Below are 20,034 nucleotides of genomic sequence, written 5' to 3' on the forward strand. Positions count from 1 at the left end.
GATGAAAACCAAAGTAAAAACGGTACAAAAAATCTTCTTTGCACTGCTTCTTTTGATTCTAGTAACACCGCAAAAAGCGCACGCGATGCATATTATGGAAGGATTTTTACCTCTTGGGTGGTGTTTGTTTTGGTATGCGGCATTTATTCCCTTTTTTATTTATGGTTTGTACAGTATCAGAAAAGCAGTTGCTGATAATCCGCAAAACAAAGTTCTATTGGCCTTTAGCGGCGCGTTTATCTTTATTCTATCCGCGTTGAAAATTCCATCAGTAACTGGTTCTACTTCTCACCCGACTGGTGTAGGAATTGGAACGGCTCTTTTTGGTCCAGGAGTAATTAGTGTTTTAGGTACCATTTGTTTATTGTTTCAGGCTTTGCTTCTTGCTCATGGTGGGATAACGACTTTGGGGGCAAATGCATTTTCTATGGCGGTAATTGGTCCGTTTGTCGGATATGGCGTATATCTTCTTTTAAAAAAAATAAATGTTTCCAGTTCAATTTGTTTATTCTTGTGCGCATTTATTGCTGACCTTGCGACTTACTTTACCACTTCTCTGCAGCTAGGACTTGTTTTCCCAGATCCGTCATCCGGCGTTTTTGGAGCAATCGCTAAATTCGCAGGTGTGTTCATGTTAACTCAGATTCCGATCGCTATTGCGGAAGGTCTTCTGACCGTTGTTGCATATAACTTGATTTCGGCTAATTTTCCTTTTCAAGAAGGAGGCGTTTTGAATAATGGAAAAAAATAAATCAAAAACTAGTTTGAACATCATTCTTTTACTGGCCGTAGTAGTCTTGATGATTGGTGCTTTGTTAATCAATCAGAAGGGCGAATTTGGCGGATCGGATGGTGAGGCAGAAACGGTTATTACGGAAATTAATCCAAATTATACACCTTGGTTTGATTCATTGTTGGAACCTAAAAGCGGCGAAATTGAAAGTTTGTTGTTTACACTTCAAGGAAGTCTAGGTGTTGGAATTATCACTTATATCTTGGGGTATTACAAAGGAAAGAAGAAAAATGCTATTAATTGATAAGATCGTCTATGAAAATCGATTGATCGAACTTTCTCCGGGAGTCAAAAGTATTTTTTACCTATGTCTATTAGCTCTTTGTTTTTTAGCGGCACCAATAATTCAGGTCGTGATTAGTGTAATCGTTGGTGCTGTAACGGTGTATGTCGCGAAGGTAAAAGTCAAAAGATATCTCAAATGGCTTTTGGTTCCAGCACCATTTTTGGTAATAAGTATTCTAACGATTTTGTTTTCAATTAGTTCAAATTCCAATGGGTTCATTTTTGATATTTCAGTCTTTCATCATTTCATAGGTATAACAGAATCTTCACTGCATTTAGGAGTGCGTCTTTTCTTTCGGTCAGCCAGTTGTGTGATTTGTACGTATTTCTTTATCCTGACTGTTCCCTTTCATCAATTGCTATTGGTAATGAAAAAGGCCCATTTACCAGCATTGTTGATTGAATTAACGATGTTGATGTATCGTTTCATTTTCATTTTTGCCGAAGAATTCTTAATTATCAAACGAGCACAGGATATGCGTTTTGGCTTCAAAGGTATTAGAAATAGCTATCAGTCTCTAGGCGTTTTGATCAAAATTCTGTTTTTTCAAACGTTTGATCGTTTTAATAAAATGATCCTTTCGCTTGAAATGAAGTTCTTTGACGGAGATTTTCCGCTTTAAAAATCGAACGAAAGAGGGAGCTAAAATGTTTAGGGTAACAGATTTATGTGTCAGTTATGAAAATCAAGCAGATGTACTTCATCATCTTTCCTTAGATTTTAGTGATCATAAAGCCGTAGGAGTATTAGGCGCCAATGGTTCAGGTAAATCGACATTGTTTGCTGCGATTGTTGGTTTATTACGACCCACTCAAGGAGAAATTATCTATGAAAATAAACCTTTAGACTATAAGAAGAGCGTCCTCTATCAATACCGACAAGAAGTAGGAATCGTTTTTCAGGAACCAGAACATCAGATTTTTTATTCGATCGTGGAAGATGATGTTGCATTTGCTTTAAAAAATTTGGGTATAGATCCTTCTCAGATAAAAGAAAGAATGGATGAAGTTTTTACTTTATTGAAGATAGAGCAGTTAAAAAATAAACCCGTTCAATATTTAAGTTATGGGCAAAAGAAAAAAGTGGCGATCGCTAGTGTACTAATGCTAAAAACTAAATGGCTGCTGTTAGATGAACCAACTTCAGGATTAGACCCCGCCGGTAAACAGCAGATGATTGAAATCATTACTCGATTAATCCAACAAGGAACAAAAATTATTCTATCCAGTCATGATATGGACTTGATGTATGAGATTTGCGACTACTTGTATGTCATCGATAAGGGAAGGATGATTAAAGAAGGTGACCCAGAGCAGGTGTTTTTAGATGAGGAGGTATTGAAAACTGCAGGATTAGAACAGCCTTGGTTAGTCAAGATTCATCAGAAGCTGGGATTTCCGTTAGTCAAAAATGAACAAGAATTTATGGACACAAAGTTGAGAGTGAAGTGAGCGGAATGGGAAAAAGTTTAATGATCCAAGGAACAGCATCGGACTCGGGAAAGAGTATCTTGGTTGCTGGTCTATGTCGTATATTTCATCAAGACGGGCTGAAAGTAATGCCTTTTAAATCACAAAACATGGCATTGAACTCCTATATTACTATGCAAGGAAAAGAAATGGGACGAGCTCAGGTTTTTCAAGCTGAGGCTGCCGGAATTGAACCAGATGCACGCATGAATCCTGTTTTATTAAAGCCGACTTCTGATCGCAAGTCACAAGTTATTTTTAACGGCAAGGTTCTTTGTGATATGGATGCAGTGGAATACCATGAATTCAAACCAAAATTGATCGAGAGAATTTCAGATTTGTACCAAGAGTTGTTGAAGGAAAATGATGTGATCGTTCTTGAAGGAGCAGGGAGTCCTGCGGAAATCAATTTGAATAGTCGGGATATTGCCAACATGGGAATGGCGAAAATTGCCAATGCACCCGTCCTTTTAGTAGCAGATATTGACAAAGGTGGAGTATTCGCCTCGATTTACGGGACAATTCATTTGCTGAAACCAGAGGAGAGAGAACGAATCAAAGGAATCATTATCAATAAATTTCGTGGGGATATCGCATTATTAGATCCGGGATTAAAAATGATTGAGGATTTAACAGATGTTCCCGTTGTGGGTGTTATTCCCTATGCGCAGCTAAATATTGAAGATGAAGATAGTGTCGCCTTATCTAAGGTAAGCCGTTTGTACAATACGCAAAAAGATTTAGACGTTGCAGTAATTGGGCTATCTAAAATGTCGAATTTCACCGATTTCAAGAGCTTGGAAAGTGAGCCTGATGTTTCTGTCCGCTATGTTTTTCCTGGCGATCAGCTAGGCAGTCCAGACATTCTTATTTTGCCCGGCAGTAAAAATACCTTAGAGGATTGCCTATATCTGGAAAACTCAGGGTTAGCAAAAGAAATTCTTCGCGTTCGAAATGAGGGGAAGATGATTATTGGTATTTGCGGCGGGTTTCAATTGCTTGGAAAAATGTTGCATGATCCTAATCAAATAGAGTCCAATCATGGTAGCCTTCAGGGGTTGGGGCTGCTAAATATTGAGACTTATTTTGAAAGAGAAAAAACCACTACAAGAGTAGAGGCAAAAGTTGGAGAAGAAACGATTAGCGGATATGAGATTCATATGGGCAGGTCAGAAAATCATGAGCAGCATTATTTTGCTCAGATTATCTCTGCCAATGGAAAAGCTGTATCAAGAAATGATGGGGCTGTCAGCTTGGATAAGAGAGTTCTTGGAACTTATCTTCATGGTGTTTTTGATAACAGTACGTGGAGGCGGAAGTTATTGAATCAAGTTCGAGAATCCAAAGGACTTTCGCCGATTGAAAATATTGCTATGCCTTATTTGGAATATAAAAATCAAGAATACGATAAGCTAGCAGATTTGATTCGAGAAAATATTGATTTAGAAAAGATTTATCAAATTATGAATTAAAAAGGGGACAAATCTATGAATATCTACACGCGCTATGGGGATCAAGGTTTCACCAGATTAGTTGGCGGTGAAAGAGTTAAAAAAAATGTTCCTCGTGTACAAGCGTATGGATCGATTGATACGCTCAATGCTCAGGTAGGATTCACCGTCGCTTCATTAAGCCAAGAATCCGCCTTATATGCTGAACTAGTTCACGTTCAACAATGGATCTTTGACTGTGGCAGTGATTTTGCCACACCAGATGAAAAACGTCCGTATAAGATTGAACCGCAAATGATTGAATGGTTAGAAGAAAAAATTGATTTCTATTGGGAGGAATCACCAAAAATTGATCGTTTTGTTTTACCTGGAGGAACAATTATTGCAGCAAGTTTACATCTTTGCCGCTGTTTTACTCGTGAAGCAGAACGAAATGCAATAGATTTAGTAGAACAGCAAGAAACTGTTAATGAAGAGTCACTGAAATTTTTGAATCGTTTATCAGACTACTTTTTTGCTTTAGCTCGCTGGGTCAACGGGCAAGCTGAACAACCAGAAATATTATATGAAAACAGTGTCTCCGTTTTTAATAGGAAGAAATGATCTAGAAAAAGAGCTGTTCAAGTGAAAGAAGGAAGAAAATGAAAAAGCTGAAAGTTGGAACACGCGGCAGTAAACTCGCTACGACACAAACAAGACAAGCTTTAGATGTCTTTCAAAGTTATTTTCCTGACGTAGAGGTTGAACTCGTAAAAATTAAAACCAAGGGAGATCATTTAGCTACGCACAATCTGCAATCAATTGGGGGACAAGGCTGTTTTGTAAGAGAATTAGAGTATCAGCTTCGTGCGGGGAACATTGATTTTGCGATACACAGCTTGAAGGATATTCCAACTGATATTCATGATGAGTTGACACTCGCTTGTGTGATGAAGCGGCATTCACCAACAGATGCATTGTTGATTAAAGAGGCTGGTGTCAGATTAGAAACATTGCCCAAAAAAGCTGTCGTTGGTACTAGCAGTCTTCGAAGAAAGGCGCAACTTTTACATGTTCGACCGGATTTCGATATTCAGCCGATCAGAGGAAATATTGATACCAGAATTCGTAAGATGAATGAAGGTCAATATGACGCGATCGTTTTGGCCTTGGCTGGTTTGGAACGTTTAGGGTTGGATCAAACGGTTTACCATCAAGAACTCCCACCGCAAGTTATGTTACCCGCGATAGGGCAAGGTGCTTTGGCCTTGGAGTGTCGAAAAGATAATAACGAAGTGCTTAGCATGCTTAAAAAAATGGAACATGCACCAACGGAAATTGCAGTAACTGCTGAACGTGCTTTTCTAGGTAGTTTGGATGGCAGTTGTACTTTTCCGGTGGGAGCATACTGTCAGTCGAAGGGAAACACATTTGAGCTTACAGGGATGATTGGTAGTGAAAACGGGCAAATTATTTTGAAAGAAACGATGAAAGGAAATGACCCTATAGTTTTAGGAAAAACTGTCGCTGCAAAAATGGTTAAACAAGGTGCAATTACGCTGATTGAGGAGTGCAAGAACGATCAAAAAGAAACTTTTATATACTAGAGAGGCAACCATGCCGAATGATATTTATCAAAGTTTCATAGAAAATGATGTTGAAATTATTACTATTCCATTAAATCGGACAGTCTTTCAACCCTATCAAAGCTTAGAACGGGAATATGACTGGATTTTTTTTACTAGTGTTAATGCTGTGAAGTACTTTGATTTTGCCCAGTTAAACAATCAGGCAAGTATATTGGCTATAGGCAATCAAACAGCGTTGACTCTACGAGATTTGGGATTAAATGTAGATTTTCAACCAAAAGAAGGTTTTTCTGAAGGATTAGTAAGAGAATGGTCAAGTTTTGTAAATCATAAGCAGCGTGTTTTCTGGCCGCATTCACATCAAGCTCGTCGTGTGATATACAACGCTTTGACTCGTCAAGGACACACTGTGTTGGAGCAAGTGATTTATAGAAATGAATTCTATCAAGAAGATCAAGAAAAATTGAGAAAACTAATACTCAATGCTCCCATAGATTATGTGCTTTTTGCTAGTCCCTCATCTTGGGAATCTTTTTTTCAAACAGTTGAGAAGTTCCAACAACTTCCTGCTGACTTTTGGTCACGGTTGAAAATCGCGGCTATTGGGCCAGTTACTGCAAGGGCAATCCAAAAGACCCAAAGTGTAGTAATTCAGCCGGAAGTCTATGACATGCCCCATCTCTATGAATGTTTATTACAAGAAATCAAACGGGAGGAATAGTACGCTGTGAATTTAACAAAAAGATATCGTGATCTTTCAATTTTATCTGGTTTCAGTGATAAAGATTTGGTGATTGCTTGTGACTCTAGTGCGGGCATCGGTGAAAAGGAGTTAGACGCTGTTCAAGTCAATTCAGCAGTGACAGCGGCTTTCTGTTTGCGTGTCCCATTAATGGAATTACTTTGTTATGGAGCAGAACCGATTGCTGTTGTTGACCTAATCGGCAATGAACATGATCCAACTGGAAAAAACATGTTGAAAGGGATAAGAGAAGAATTAATCAAAGCCGAACTGTCTCATCTTTCTCTCAATGGTAGTACAGAAGAGAATATGCCCACCAAGACGAGCAGTATCGGAATCACGGTTATTGCTGAGGTCAAAGCAAAAGAATGCTTCAAAATGCAAGCAGTGTGCAGCTTGCTGAAGTTGGGAACGCCATATGTTGGCGAAAAAGTTATAAAAAACCAACAAAAAATTTTTTCCTATCCACTAGTGAGATCTTTAAGAAAAGAGCCAGGAGTTTTAGACATGCTGCCTGTTGGCTCGAAAGGAATTCGTTATGAGGCACAATTAATGACGGAAGGGTCGGACTTTTACGCAGATTTTTTTTCAGAGGAGGAACTTGATTGTTCGGGAGGACCGGCAACGGTTATTTTGGTGGCAGTGAGTTCAGAAGAAGAATCAAAAATTTTGACTCAGTATTCAGAATTAAAAAAAATTGGTGAGTTCAAAAAGAGGTGATAGATTTTGGGAGAAATAATTTTAATAACTGGTGGTGCACGCAGTGGTAAATCATCTTTTGCGGAAAGTTTACTTAATACTGAAGAAAAAATTAGTTATATCGCAACAAATTGTAGTGCTCAAGACGATGAAATGAAAAAACGTGTGTCACTTCATCAAGAAAGACGTTCTAAAAATTGGCAAACGAAGGAAATATTCTTAGGTGTAGCTGATTTGATTGAACAATCACAACTATCAATACATTTACTGGATTGTGCTACAATGCTGACCACAAATTATTTTTTTCATTTGATGAAAAAAAAGTTTGGTGAAGATTTTAAAGTGATCGACGAGAAAATTGCAGGACTTTCTGAGAATGAAAAACAAGTAATTGAAGCAGAAATATTGAACGAATGGCAATCAATCCTCACTGCGGTAAAAAATAATTCTCGTCAGCTAGTTATTGTAACCAATGAGGTTGGTTTGGGGATTGTTCCTGAAAATGATTTCTCTCGCTGGTTTAGGGATGTTTTAGGACGTGTCAACCAAATGATAGGAAAGGAAGCGGATGCTGCATTTCTAGTGGTAGCAGGTATCCCAATGAAGATAAAATGATCGATAGTATAATTCTTTATTTTCAATTTTTTACTCGAATACCGATACCTGTAGAAATTGACGAACCAGAAAAAAAGATGCGTTCTGGCGTTCGCTTTTTTTCGTTGTTTGGATTAATGATTGGGTTTATCGAGGCCGTTGTATATTGGCCGCTACAGCATTTGTTTGGGCCTAGTATTGCATGGATCTTTATTTTGCTGTTTGATGTGATGTTAACAGGCGGGTTTCATCTGGATGCGCTATCCGATATGGCGGATGGGCTTTTTTCGTCACGCAAAAAGGAACGAATGTTAGAGATCATGAAAGATAGCAGAGTAGGCAGTAATGGGGTATTAGCGATTGTCTTCTATTATGTATTTTTAATTTTCAGTTTTTCTGCATTGCTTTCACATATTAATAATACGTCTCAAGCAATTATTGTTTTGCTATTGAATCTTGTTGGAAAAAACGGAATCAGTTTATTGTTTTATCAAATGCAATATGCTGGCAGCAACACTAAAGGGTTAGGAACAGCCTTTCTAAATGTGAAGAGTCAAGATATAGGTTTTTGTCAGCTTGTTTCTTTCTTTGTTCTGCTACTTTTTTTGAGAGATGTCGGAATCGTTTGCTTTATTGTTAACGTAGTGATCGTCTTTCTTTATCGAAAATTAGTCATTAGCAAAGTAGAGGGATTTAATGGAGATACTTTAGGTGCGTGTTCTCCTATTTCCCAAGTCGTGTTTCTATTAACTCTAGTTATTATGCGAGGTTCTCTATGAAAATATATTTGATTCGACACGGGGAAACTGAATTTAATCGGCGCCATTTATTTTATGGCACAACTGATGTGTCATTAAATGAGACAGGGATCCAACAAGCTTATTTACTGAGAGAAAAATTTAAAAAATTAGCACTTCAGGCACCTGTCTATACTAGCGAGCTAAAAAGAGCGATTGAAACTGCTGAATATATTTTTCCAACTCAAACAAGCATTTCATTAGAAGAATTAAATGAAAAGAACTTTGGTTTGTGGGAAGGATTGAGTGCAGATCAAATTAATGAAAAATTTCCGGAAGAATGGGAACGGTGGTTAGAATCCCCTTTTGAGATCACGCCAACGAATGCTGAAAAATATACAGATTTTCAAAATCGTATTTGGAGTTGTTTTAAAAAATTACTCAGAAAAAATCAGGATTTTGTAATTGTAGGACACCTAGGTGTGCTGCGAGTCATTCTGAAAAGCTGTTTTCCTGAGTTTGACTTTTGGAACATAATTGTAGAACAAGGAAACTATACGATGATGGAGGCTGAAAAAGACGTTTTTAAAATTATCGCATGGAATAAGTAAGTGGGGCCATTTAGTGTGAAGGCTCTTTTTTTGGTTAGTGAAAGTGAATAGTCCGAAGTTAATAAGAGTGATGAACCACTCTTATTTTTTTGTTTAGTCAGTTAGCCTAGTTCTGTGATTGTTGAAAACTGTGTTAGAATACCTTTTGTTACTACTAGGTAGAAGAAAGAGGAGTAAAATGAAACAATCAACTTCAGCTTATGTTCATATTCCTTTCTGTGAACACATTTGCTATTACTGTGATTTTAATAAGGTTTTCCTTGAAGGACAACCTGTGGATGAATACATAGAAGCGCTTTTGAAGGAAGCGCGTTTGTCTTTAATTAAGAATCCTGTCAAAAACATGGAGACTCTTTATGTCGGGGGCGGAACTCCGACATCGTTAAATGCGTCACAGCTGGATCGTTTGTTGAGCGGACTGCGAGAAATACTTCCATATAATGAGGGAGAATTTACAGTCGAAGCTAATCCTGGAGATCTTTCAGGTGAAAAATTAGATGTCATGAAAAACTATGGTGTTAACCGTCTATCGATGGGGGTTCAAACCTTCGATGATCGTTTGTTGAAGAAAATCGGGCGTAAGCACACAGCAAAAGATGTGTATGATACGGTTCGTCTACTGGAAGAAAAAGATTTTAGTAATGTAACTATTGACTTGATTTATGCATTACCTGGTCAAAGTTTAGAAAGTTTTCGTGATACAGTTGAACGTGCACTGGCCTTAGATTTACCTCATTATGCATTGTATTCGCTGATTTTGGAAAATCAAACAATGTTCATGAACTGGGTTCGTCGCGGAAAAATGCAACTGCCAGAGCAAGAATTGGAAGCACAAATGTACGCTGAAACGATAGAAGCAATGGAAAAAGCAGGGCGGATGCAATATGAGATCAGTAATTTTGCCAAACCTGGATTTGAAAGTCAGCACAATCTTGTTTACTGGAACAATCAGAATTATTTTGGACTCGGAGCAGGAGCCAGTGGCTATCTCGAAAATCGACGTTACAAAAATCGCGGGCCAATTCAACATTATATGAGGGCATTAACCGACAATCAGTTACCGATACTTGAAGAAGAACGTTTATCTCAAAAAGAGCAGATCGAAGAGGAAATGTTTCTTGGCTTAAGAAAAATTTCAGGTGTTGATAAAACTGTTTTCGAATCTCGTTTCGATCAAAAGTTAACCGATGTTTATGGTGATGTGATTGAGAAATTAAAGCAACAGAAGTTGATAGCTGAAACGGATTCGAGGGTTCGTTTGACTAAGACAGGTTTGTTTCGAGGAAATGATGTTTTTGAAAAATTTTTACTTGATAAGGAAAATTAGCACTCTCTAACGGAGAGTGCTAATTTTTTGCATTTATCCCTTGACATCTATAGGAGATGTGGTATATTAATAATCGAGTTAGCACTTAAAAAGAAAGAGTGCTAACTAAAGGATGAGAAGAATGTTAACAGAACGACAAAAACTGATTCTCAGCTTGATCATCCAAGACTTTACTAACACGGGGCAACCGGTTGGGTCAAAAAGTTTAATGGAAGAAGGCGTAAAAGCAAGTTCCGCAACTATCCGTAATGATATGAAAGCTTTAGAAGAATTAGGCTTATTAGAGAAGACTCATTCTTCATCTGGTCGAATTCCTTCGGCTTTAGGCTATCGCTATTACGTGGATTATCTACTAACGCCATCAAAGGTGAGTAATCAAGAAGTAGCACAGATTCGCAGATCGTTGAAAAATGATATTCATGAAATTGATGATATCATCCAGCAGTCGGCAAAAATGCTTTCACAAGTTACTAGCTATACGGCGTTTTCGCTTGGTCCTGAAATGAAAGATCGGACGCTGACAGGATTTCGAATTGTTCCATTGAATGATCGGCAGATTTTGGCCATTATTGTCACTGATAAGGGAAATGTTGAGAGCCAAGTTTTTCGCATACCCGAAAATGTTGACAGTCAAGACTTGGAGAAAATGGTTCGAATCATCAATGATCGCTTAGTAGGGCAGCCCTTGGTGAGTGTTTATCAAAAATTAAGAACCGAGATTCCGATGATCTTACATCGCTATTTTCAGACGACCGAAGGAATCAGTCATTTGTTTGATGTTATTTTGAATGATGCCTTTGAGGATAAAGTGTTTGTAAGCGGACGGATGAACATTTTGAATTTCAACCCGGATCAAGACTTTAATCATGTGAAGTCAATGTACTCATTGATGCAAAATTCCGATGAGCTGACGCAATTATTGCTGCCAGCTGATAATAATATCCACGTTCGAATTGGAACAGAGATGGGTAATGACCTATTTGATCACTTGAGTATGATTCAGGCAAATTACGAAATTCGTGGGCATGGTCGAGGAACAATCGCATTGTTGGGTCCGACCTCAATGCCATATTCGAAAATCTTTGGGTTATTGGAAGTCTTTCGATATGAGTTAACCAGTGCATTGGATGATTATTATCGTTCATTGGACTTATATCACTAGAAACGATTCCTAAAAAGAAAGGAAGTACGCGTAGTGGCAGAAGAAAAGAAAAACGAAGTCGAAGAAGAATTAGAAGAAACGACGGACAATGCAACAGAAGAAATTGATATTCCGGAAGTTTCTGAAGTTGAGGAACTGACAAGCAAGTTCAATGAAATGGAAGACAAGTTTTTGCGAGCTCGCGCTGAGATTGCAAATATGTCCAACCGTAATAAAAATGAACGTGAACAGTTGGTTCGCTATCGTTCGCAAGATCTTGGTAAGAAATTATTACCAGCGATCGATAACTTAGAGAGAGCCTTAGCAACTGAAGTTAATGATGATCAAGGAACCAGCCTGAAAAAAGGTGTAGAGATGGTACTTGAAAGTCTGACTGTTGCTTTAAAAGAAGAAGGTATTACAGAGATCAAAGCCGAAGGTGAAGCCTTTGACCCAAATCTGCATCAAGCAGTGCAAACTGTAGCCGCAGAGGACGATGTAAAACCTGAAACGGTCGTTAATGTGTTGCAAAAAGGTTATCAACTACATGATCGTGTACTACGCCCAGCAATGGTGATCGTGGCTCAATAATAAGTAAACTATTAAACTAACTATACATGGAAAAGGAGATTTTCAACTATGAGTAAAATTATTGGTATTGACTTAGGTACAACAAATTCAGCAGTCGCTGTTTTAGAAGGCGGAGAAGCTAAAATCATCACGAATCCAGAAGGAAATCGTACAACGCCATCTGTTGTTTCATTTAAAAATGGCGAGATTCAAGTTGGTGAAGTAGCAAAACGTCAAGCGGTAACTAACCCTAATACAATTTCATCAATCAAACGTCACATGGGTGAAGCTGGATTTAAAGTTGAAGCAGATGGAAAAACGTATACACCACAAGAAATTTCTGCAATGGTATTACAATACATCAAAGGTTTTGCAGAAGACTACTTAGGTGAAAAAGTTGAAAAAGCTGTTATTACAGTTCCTGCTTATTTCAATGATTCACAACGTCAAGCAACTAAAGATGCTGGTAAAATTGCTGGACTAGAAGTAGAACGTATCGTTAACGAACCAACTGCTGCAGCATTAGCTTACGGTTTAGATAAAACAGACAAAGACGAAAAAATCTTAGTATTTGACCTTGGTGGTGGTACTTTTGACGTATCTATCCTTGAATTAGGTGATGGAGTATTCGACGTATTATCTACTGCGGGTGATAACAGTCTAGGTGGAGATGACTTTGATAACAAAATCATCGATTACTTAGTTGCCGATTTCAAACAAGCAAACGGTATTGACTTGTCTAAAGATAAAATGGCTATGCAACGTTTGAAAGATGCTGCTGAAAAAGCGAAAAAAGACTTATCTGGTGTTAGTTCAACTCAAATCAGCTTACCATTTATTACTGCTGGTGATGCTGGTCCATTGCATTTAGAAACAACATTATCTCGTGCGAAATTCGACGAAATCACTTCTGACTTAGTAGAGCGTACAAAAGCACCTGTTCGCCAAGCGCTAAAAGACGCTGGCTTGTCTCAATCAGAAGTTGACGAAGTAATCCTAGTTGGTGGTTCTACACGTATTCCAGCAGTTGTTGAAGCTGTACGTAAAGAAACTGGGAAAGAACCAAACAAATCAGTTAACCCGGATGAAGTAGTAGCTATGGGTGCTGCAATCCAAGGTGGCGTTATCACTGGTGATGTGAAGGATGTCGTATTATTAGACGTTACTCCATTATCATTGGGTATCGAAACAATGGGTGGCGTGTTCACCAAATTAATCGATCGCAACACTACGATCCCAACAAGTAAATCACAAGTATTCTCAACTGCTGCTGACAATCAACCTGCTGTAGACATCCATGTCTTGCAAGGTGAACGTCCAATGGCTGCTGATAACAAAACATTAGGCCGTTTCCAATTAACAGATATTCCAGCTGCACCGCGTGGAATTCCTCAAATCGAAGTATCATTCGATATTGATAAAAATGGTATCGTAAATGTTTCTGCGAAAGATTTGGGAACACAAAAAGAACAAAAAATTACGATCAAATCTTCATCAGGTTTATCAGACGACGAAATCGAACGTATGGTAAAAGATGCTGAAGCAAATGCGGATGCAGATAAAGCTCGTAAAGAAGAAGTTGATCTTCGTAACGACGTTGATGCTTTGCTATTCTCTGTTGACAAAACATTGAAAGAGTTAGAAGGCAAGGTAGATGCTGACGAAGTTAAAAAAGCTGAAGATGCTCGCGATGAATTGAAGGCTGCTGTTGAAGCAAACGACGTTGAACAAATGAAAGAAAAACGTGATGCACTGAACGAAATCGTTCAAAACTTAACAGTTAAACTTTACGAACAAGCAGCACAACAACAATCAGAGGCTGATCCAAATGCGGCTCAAGGCGGCGCGGATGATGTCGTAGATGCTGATTTTGAAGAAGTTAACGATGACGATAAATAATTGATTCGTTGGTAAAGGCCAAAGTCATCACTTTGGCCTTTTTTCTTTCAAGATTGGTCAAACCTTTAGAAAAATACTAAGAAAAGTATCGTATCGATTTTGATTGTGATACAATACTAACGATTCTATGAAATTATGGAGGGAAGCCAATGGCTACAAAACGGGATTATTACGAAGTCCTTGGGGTGCAAAAAGGTGCTTCGGATGATGAAATAAAAAAGGCATACCGCAAGCTTTCCAAACAATACCATCCAGATATTAATAAAGAAGCTGACGCTGAGGAAAAATTCAAAGAAATTTCTGAGGCTTATGAAATCTTAAGTGATCCGCAAAAACGTGCTGCTTATGACCAATATGGTCATGCAGGAACTGATCCGAACTTTGGTGCTGGCGGAGCAGGCGGCTTCGGAGGTGCTGGTGGATTTGGCGGCGGAGCAGGCGGTTTTGGATTTGAAGATATATTCGAGTCCTTCTTCGGCGGTGGTGGTTCGCGTCAAGCGGATCCGAAAGCTCCAAGACAGGGTGCAGATCTACAATACTCAATCAATTTGGAGTTTGAAGAAGCTATTTTTGGTGTGGAAAAAGACATTAAATACAATCGTGAAGAAACTTGCCACACGTGTAACGGAAATGGTGCAAAACCTGGAACACAACCAGAAGTATGTCATAAATGTCACGGCTCCGGATCAATCAATGTGGAACACCAAACACCACTTGGCCGTGTTATGAGTCGTCAAACTTGTGATGTTTGTCATGGTACCGGTAAAGAAATTAAAGATCCATGTCCAACTTGTCACGGTTCAGGTCACGAAAAACGTCCACACACAGTGAAGGTTAAAGTACCTGCTGGGGTTGAGGATGGTCAACAAATGCGTTTGGCTGATCAAGGAGAAGCTGGGGTTAATAGCGGACCTTACGGCGATTTATATGTTGTCTTTAAAGTAAAGCAAAGCGATATATTTGATCGTGATGGTGCAGAGATTTATTACACCTTGCCGTTAAGCTTTGTGCAAGCCGCATTAGGTGATGAAATAAACGTACCGACTGTTCATGGTGATGTAAAATTAAAAGTGCCAGCTGGAACGCAAACAGGTGCTAAATTTAGACTTCGCGGTAAAGGGGCACCAAGACTACGTGGAAATACCAATGGTGATCAACAAGTAACCGTGAAGATTATTACGCCAAAGAACTTAAACGAAAAGCAGCGTGAAGCTTTGTATGCTTTCGCTGAGGCTGGCGGGCAAACTGTTACTGAACAAAAAGAAGAAGGCTTCTTTGGAAAAATGAAAGATGCTTTTGGCGGCAAAAAATAAAATTTGAGGTTCAATCAATTCTCTATTGATTGAGCCTCTTTTTTCTTTTACTATTATTAAGAAGAGAATAAGTGTTGAAGGAGGTTCGTATGGATAAACTAGATAAGTTGTTTGACCGAATGACTAGAGACATGATGCATTATTTTATTGCTGGAGGACTCGCCGAACCGGATGGACTTATTCGCACAGTTGAATTTTTTTTAAGTTTTGTCGATAAAGGAAAGCTTAGTAATAAATTATTGGATGAAAAAATTGTAAGAGATGCATTGATTCATCACATGCCGAAGCATATGCCGCTGTTTATTGACGAAAGTTTTTATGCCTATCAAATTTTATTAGACCTCTATAGTGCGCTTTATCATGAGGGAATCATTACAGAAAAAGATTGCAAAAATATGCAATATTTTATCTATCTTAACAAAACGACCTTTCTGACACGTATGAGCAGTCCAAATTTTTGGTCAAAAACAAAATTAGGAATTATGGACGAATGGCGTGAAGGGAATTTTGAAGTTGAAGACTCCTATACGGACGGTCATCATGATTATGAACTTGAGGAAGTTCCCCAAAAAAGCAACCTTAATAATATTTTGAAGTTTCCTAAGAAAAAACATACGGAGAATCAGGAGAAGAGCTATTTAATACGTGTTGATCTAAAAGGATATAAACCGCCAATTTGGCGTAGGCTCCAAATCCCAGCTGACATTACGTATGGACGTTTGCATCGCATTTTACAGGTTGCTTTTGATTGGGAGGATAGTCATCTGCATAGTTTCTTTGTCGATCGTACAAAAATGATCGGGCCGAGCGAATTAGAGATGTCACGATTTTCTGAAGAAGAACAGGTGATTGACGAGGACTTTCGTGAAGGCGTCAAAATCGAATATATTTATGATTTCGGGTGTGACTGGGATCATCGGATCTTAGTCGAAAAAATTATCATTAATGAGGAAATGCACGATGACCATGCGATTTGCGTCAAGGCAAAGGGAGATACACCAATGGAAGATTCACGTGGTAATGAGCTTTGGAAGCCATTTGATTTGGCAACAATAAATAAAAAATTAGAACGAGAGTAATTTCAAGTTAATTCAAAACAGTATTCTTTGTTTATTAAAGTCTAGGACACCTTGTCCTAGACTTTTTATGTTTTAGTAATTTTTCTTGACCTTTAGTGAAAGTGCCGTTCTATGATTTTTTTTAGTCGTATTCGAGGAATCACCAAGTTTTATCCAACTAGCAGATTGATTGGATATGGCTAGTGAATTAAATAAATTTTCTTGGTTTAATTGATGACCAACAATACGAGCCATTCTACGTAGTTCATGTCGGCACTCGTGATCTTGTGAGATTCCTAATCTGAGCAATAGAGCCTGACATTCGGATAATTCATCATCAGATAAGTTTTCGATCAAAGATGTATCAATCATGATTCCATCTGTTTTTGTAATTACTGATTGTAAAGATTTAGCCTCAAGATTGATTAAACATGCTTTTCTTTGGGTACAAACAGTTAGTTGAGCGCTCAAAGTAGTCGGTATTTGAATCAATGAAAGGCCACCAAGATAAGTTGCTGAAATATAGCCACTTAACTGGCAGAGTGCGTCATCCCCTAGACCAATGACACCATCAGATGAGGAGAACTTTTGCCTTGTCAGAAATTCATAGACAAAACTCGCAGTGTTAGTGGTATATAGTGATTCATTTAATAGTAAAGTTTGTACGTCAAATCCAAAAATAGTCAAGTATTGAAGTATCTTTGTTCCGTACGTGTTGAAATTATTCTGATCACTAATTAAGACTACTTTTCGTTTTGTCCATAAAGAAGTTGCGTAACTACCGATTGCGGCAAGACCATCTGGTTTAATCATAATTTTAGGTACAGTGTTCATAGATATTCCTCCAATTTTTTTTATTGCCGCATAATCGCCAAAGAAAAAAGCTCATCATAGATTCGAAAATCTACAATGAGCTTTAATAATACAAACATAAAGCCACAATAGATTTTCATCTACGTGGCGAAAAGTCAGCGTGAAAAGCCTTAGCCATCATAGATACAAACTTGAACGTCTGTATCCACGAAGCATGAATACAAACCTATCTAAAATAGCTAAAGTAAAAATTATTCAGTTGTAAAGAGATTAATTGAGTCATAATAAGCGCTCCAAACTGATTTCATTTATATTGTTGTTAATACTAGACGGATACCTTGGGCTTGTCAAGACAAAAAAGCAACTTCGAAAACGAAGCTGCTAATCTCTAAAGATAAAACGTTTAAAGCCACGGTATTTTTTATCACCTTGAATCGGCGCATTATCGGTAATCAATAGTGCAATCATAACGTAGCCGATCCAACTATCACGAGAATACAAAACATATTCTGGAAGCCACTCATTCGCATATTTATCCTTATACTCTTTCAACCCGCCAAACGAGTAGAAACGAGAACCAAAGTTGTAAACCAAATAAGCGACTCGTTCTTGAGTAAAACTTTTTCGAGATGTTCCAACATTGGCTAAAGGGGCCATTCCCAAATCAAAATATTCGATGCCCATTTCATCGCGCATATATTGGAAAAGATTGATAAAAAGAAAATCCATGGTTCCATTAGGTGCTTTTTCAGGACTGTGACGCATTAAATCGATTGTGCCAATTTCGTTTGTATAGGTTGGCATAAAATTCGCGAAGGCAACAATTTCACCATCGCTGTCTTTTATCACAGCGATAGGTGCTCGTTGTAAGTAATCCTCCGAAAAGAAACCGAGCGAGAAGCCCTTCTCTTTGCGGCTGCCTAGCCACTCATCAGAAATTGTTTTCAATGACTTCATAGTTTCAACCGAGAAAGGTGGTTTGAGAACTTCAAATTGATAGCCTTCTTTAAGTACCTTATTGAAGCTGGCGCGCTGACCCTTCATTTTCTTTCCGCTCAAGGTAAAATCACGAAGGTGTACATGGGCCCGTTCACCGAACTTGATAAAGTCATAGCCAAACTCGTGGAGGATCATGACCATTTCTTCACTATTTTCGTAAAAGACAGGTAAGTAATTATAGCGATCCACCTCATTGATTAGAGCCTCTGTTGCCGCTTCAAAGTCGCTTGATTTCCCAGAAGGGTCACCCATTACTAAAATTTTATTATTAAAGGTAGCCAATTGGAAAAACACCGTATCTTCTTCACCGTCATTATAATAGAAAACTTTTTTATCCTTTAAAAATACTAGCTGGCTGTCCGGATTACCGCCATAAGTTTCTAAAATATGTTGAACTCGCTCTTCATCGAGTGTCTCGCCTACCTGAATGCGTTTGTTCTTCAAAAAGCGAATTAATAGCAAGATTATGAAAGAGACAATCAAGATTGCGACAAAGCCAACAATCCAAATTTGTTCACTTGGGAATAGGAAAAATTCCGGTAAATGATGACGATGATGAGTTTTCGGACTGTTGTACACACCAATAATAATATACAGAATAGTCAAACCGCCCATAATAATTCCATCAATCGTTACCCATTCGGCAGAGTAGACAAGTTGCTCCCTAAATAACTCATTCTTCGAAAAAATAACAAATAGTAACAAGAGTGCGAGGAAGATCCCGGTTGAAATACGAAAACCTGCAAGTAAGGAATACAGGAAAGTAAACGTCACAATAATAATCGTTGGGATATAAGCTCGTTTGACACGCGCAGAAATTGCACGACCAGAAACAATCAATAAGAAACCCAGCAGGATGGCTGGAAAGACAACGATTACCCTAGAATGAATCGGATTTAGACGCTGTAAGAATGGCAAGCGAATAAATGCCTCAGGTATAGTTGCAGATAAAACGAGCATTATCCCTGTAAAATAGAGTAGAAAGCTTTCGAGTTTGTGCGCTAATTCTTTAGACAAACTGACTGGAATTCCTTTGTAGCGTGTATTGATTGTCGTACCAAGGTTTTTGAAAAAAAGAATTAAACCGATGGCAAAAGGAATAAAATAGTAAAAAAGTCGGAATAATAAAAGCCATGCTACTACGGTCTCGCGAGGAGTCCCAAGGGCAGATAATCCAAAAATCATCATCAGGTCGAAACTTCCAAGTTCGCCTGGGATCATTGACACGATTCCGATGACTGTTGCTGCGATAAATAACGGTACAACATCACGAATGCTGACGTTGACACCCATTAAAAGTCCAGTAGAAATGAAACTGATCAACACACCTGTCCATTCAAGAAAAGAGGTAGCGATCAATTCAAGTCTGTGAGAGCTCTTCAAATCGCCAAGATATTCACCTTTACCGAAAAGGCTCAGACAGAAGATGATTGGAAAATAGAGTCCGCCGCCAATCAGCCAAATCCAGTATTGACGTAAATAGGCATTATGATCGTCAAACATTACCAGAAAAAAAGAAAGCAAAGCGTAAATAGACAATCCTGACATAGTGAAAACAAGGATTTTTGATAAAGCCTGTACAACTTTTTTCCCAGAAGTTTGCTTTCCGTAAAACTCTGAACGCAATCCCGCACTTACGAATCCGCCAAATCCAGCAATGTTATTTAAAGTATTGACTAACCAGCTGGTTTCAAAGATATATAATTTCTTGGGCTTTTGTTCCAAAATGCTGTTTAATGTGAAATCGTAACCGATCATAGGTATCACAGAAATCAGCCCAATCAGCCCCATTAATAAAATATTCCAAATACTGATCTCGCTAAAAATAGTTGAAAGTTGGCTGAAAGAAATCTTTTTCGCGATATTAGATAATTCAAATAATACAATGATGATAACTGAAATCAAAAAAATCATTTTAAGCTTGCTTAGATGTGCTTTGAACCATTCAATTAACTTTTCCACCA

Annotated in this window: 20 protein-coding genes; 18 read left to right on the top strand and 2 right to left on the bottom strand. The window is 38.2% G+C overall.

Going from position 1 to position 20,034, the window contains the following annotated elements; all coding sequences use genetic code 11:
• The first annotated feature begins 1 nt into the window (after position 1).
• The 18 genes from PGP85_RS03530 (at position 2) to PGP85_RS03615 (ending at position 16,279) form a co-directional block, all read left to right on the top strand.
• Positions 2–751 (top strand): energy-coupling factor ABC transporter permease, encoded by a 750-nt coding sequence (locus PGP85_RS03530; RefSeq protein ID WP_010739467.1) that lies wholly within the window; start codon positions 2–4, stop codon positions 749–751.
• Positions 738–1,037 carry an energy-coupling factor ABC transporter substrate-binding protein gene (locus PGP85_RS03535; protein ID WP_010739466.1) on the top strand — a complete coding sequence of 100 codons (300 nt, stop codon included), beginning with the start codon at positions 738–740 and terminating at the stop codon, positions 1,035–1,037. The genes PGP85_RS03530 and PGP85_RS03535 overlap by 14 nt, the downstream gene beginning before the upstream one ends.
• Entirely contained in the window at positions 1,024–1,701 is a 678-nt protein-coding gene (gene cbiQ / locus PGP85_RS03540; RefSeq protein WP_270326200.1) for a cobalt ECF transporter T component CbiQ, read from the top strand. The genes PGP85_RS03535 and cbiQ overlap by 14 nt, the downstream gene beginning before the upstream one ends.
• A gap of 25 nt (positions 1,702–1,726) precedes the next feature.
• A complete protein-coding gene (locus PGP85_RS03545) occupies positions 1,727–2,530 on the top strand; it encodes an ATP-binding cassette domain-containing protein (RefSeq protein ID WP_090405462.1) in 804 nt (267 codons plus the stop codon).
• Positions 2,531–2,535: 5 nt separating this feature from the next.
• On the top strand, positions 2,536–4,020 hold the full coding sequence (locus tag PGP85_RS03550) for a cobyric acid synthase (RefSeq protein ID WP_270326202.1): 1,485 nt from the start codon (positions 2,536–2,538) through the stop codon (positions 4,018–4,020).
• Positions 4,021–4,035: 15 nt separating this feature from the next.
• Positions 4,036–4,602, top strand: coding sequence for a cob(I)yrinic acid a,c-diamide adenosyltransferase (locus tag PGP85_RS03555; protein WP_270326203.1), 567 nt, complete (start codon positions 4,036–4,038; stop codon positions 4,600–4,602).
• A 38-nt stretch (positions 4,603–4,640) separates the two neighbouring features.
• Positions 4,641–5,585 (top strand): hydroxymethylbilane synthase, encoded by a 945-nt coding sequence (gene hemC, locus PGP85_RS03560; RefSeq protein ID WP_270326206.1) that lies wholly within the window; start codon positions 4,641–4,643, stop codon positions 5,583–5,585.
• A 10-nt stretch (positions 5,586–5,595) separates the two neighbouring features.
• Positions 5,596–6,288: a uroporphyrinogen-III synthase gene (locus PGP85_RS03565; protein ID WP_270326209.1), complete on the top strand. Its 693-nt coding sequence runs from the start codon at positions 5,596–5,598 to the stop codon at positions 6,286–6,288.
• A gap of 6 nt (positions 6,289–6,294) precedes the next feature.
• Entirely contained in the window at positions 6,295–7,029 is a 735-nt protein-coding gene (locus tag PGP85_RS03570; RefSeq protein ID WP_270326210.1) for a hypothetical protein, read from the top strand.
• 6 nt (positions 7,030–7,035) lie between these two features.
• A complete protein-coding gene (cobU, locus tag PGP85_RS03575; RefSeq protein WP_010739458.1) occupies positions 7,036–7,623 on the top strand; it encodes a bifunctional adenosylcobinamide kinase/adenosylcobinamide-phosphate guanylyltransferase in 588 nt (195 codons plus the stop codon).
• Entirely contained in the window at positions 7,620–8,381 is a 762-nt protein-coding gene (gene cobS / locus PGP85_RS03580; RefSeq protein ID WP_010739457.1) for an adenosylcobinamide-GDP ribazoletransferase, read from the top strand. Before cobU ends, cobS begins: the two co-directional genes overlap by 4 nt.
• On the top strand, positions 8,378–8,950 hold the full coding sequence (locus tag PGP85_RS03585; protein WP_270326212.1) for a histidine phosphatase family protein: 573 nt from the start codon (positions 8,378–8,380) through the stop codon (positions 8,948–8,950). The genes cobS and PGP85_RS03585 overlap by 4 nt, the downstream gene beginning before the upstream one ends.
• Before the next feature lie 178 nt (positions 8,951–9,128).
• Positions 9,129–10,277, top strand: coding sequence for a radical SAM family heme chaperone HemW (hemW, locus tag PGP85_RS03590; protein WP_010739455.1), 1,149 nt, complete (start codon positions 9,129–9,131; stop codon positions 10,275–10,277).
• A gap of 121 nt (positions 10,278–10,398) precedes the next feature.
• On the top strand, positions 10,399–11,439 hold the full coding sequence (hrcA, locus tag PGP85_RS03595; protein ID WP_010739454.1) for a heat-inducible transcriptional repressor HrcA: 1,041 nt from the start codon (positions 10,399–10,401) through the stop codon (positions 11,437–11,439).
• Positions 11,440–11,472: 33 nt separating this feature from the next.
• A complete protein-coding gene (grpE, locus tag PGP85_RS03600) occupies positions 11,473–12,009 on the top strand; it encodes a nucleotide exchange factor GrpE (RefSeq protein WP_010739453.1) in 537 nt (178 codons plus the stop codon).
• A 48-nt stretch (positions 12,010–12,057) separates the two neighbouring features.
• Positions 12,058–13,887 carry a molecular chaperone DnaK gene (dnaK, locus tag PGP85_RS03605; protein WP_010739452.1) on the top strand — a complete coding sequence of 610 codons (1,830 nt, stop codon included), beginning with the start codon at positions 12,058–12,060 and terminating at the stop codon, positions 13,885–13,887.
• A 149-nt stretch (positions 13,888–14,036) separates the two neighbouring features.
• On the top strand, positions 14,037–15,200 hold the full coding sequence (dnaJ, locus tag PGP85_RS03610) for a molecular chaperone DnaJ (protein ID WP_010739451.1): 1,164 nt from the start codon (positions 14,037–14,039) through the stop codon (positions 15,198–15,200).
• 89 nt (positions 15,201–15,289) lie between these two features.
• A complete protein-coding gene (locus tag PGP85_RS03615) occupies positions 15,290–16,279 on the top strand; it encodes a plasmid pRiA4b ORF-3 family protein (RefSeq protein WP_010739450.1) in 990 nt (329 codons plus the stop codon).
• A gap of 72 nt (positions 16,280–16,351) precedes the next feature.
• Here the strand turns inward: PGP85_RS03615 and PGP85_RS03620 are convergent, their stop codons facing one another.
• Together PGP85_RS03620 and mprF are read right to left on the bottom strand one after the other, a co-directional pair.
• Positions 16,352–17,092 (bottom strand): hypothetical protein, encoded by a 741-nt coding sequence (locus PGP85_RS03620; protein WP_010739449.1) that lies wholly within the window; start codon positions 17,090–17,092, stop codon positions 16,352–16,354.
• 360 nt (positions 17,093–17,452) lie between these two features.
• Complete coding sequence (gene mprF / locus PGP85_RS03625; RefSeq protein ID WP_270326216.1) at positions 17,453–20,032, bottom strand: bifunctional lysylphosphatidylglycerol flippase/synthetase MprF; 2,580 nt, start codon at positions 20,030–20,032, stop codon at positions 17,453–17,455.
• Positions 20,033–20,034: the final 2 nt, after the last annotated feature.

It is taken from the genome of Enterococcus malodoratus (assembly GCF_027659535.1).
Lineage (GTDB): Bacteria > Bacillota > Bacilli > Lactobacillales > Enterococcaceae > Enterococcus_A > Enterococcus_A malodoratus.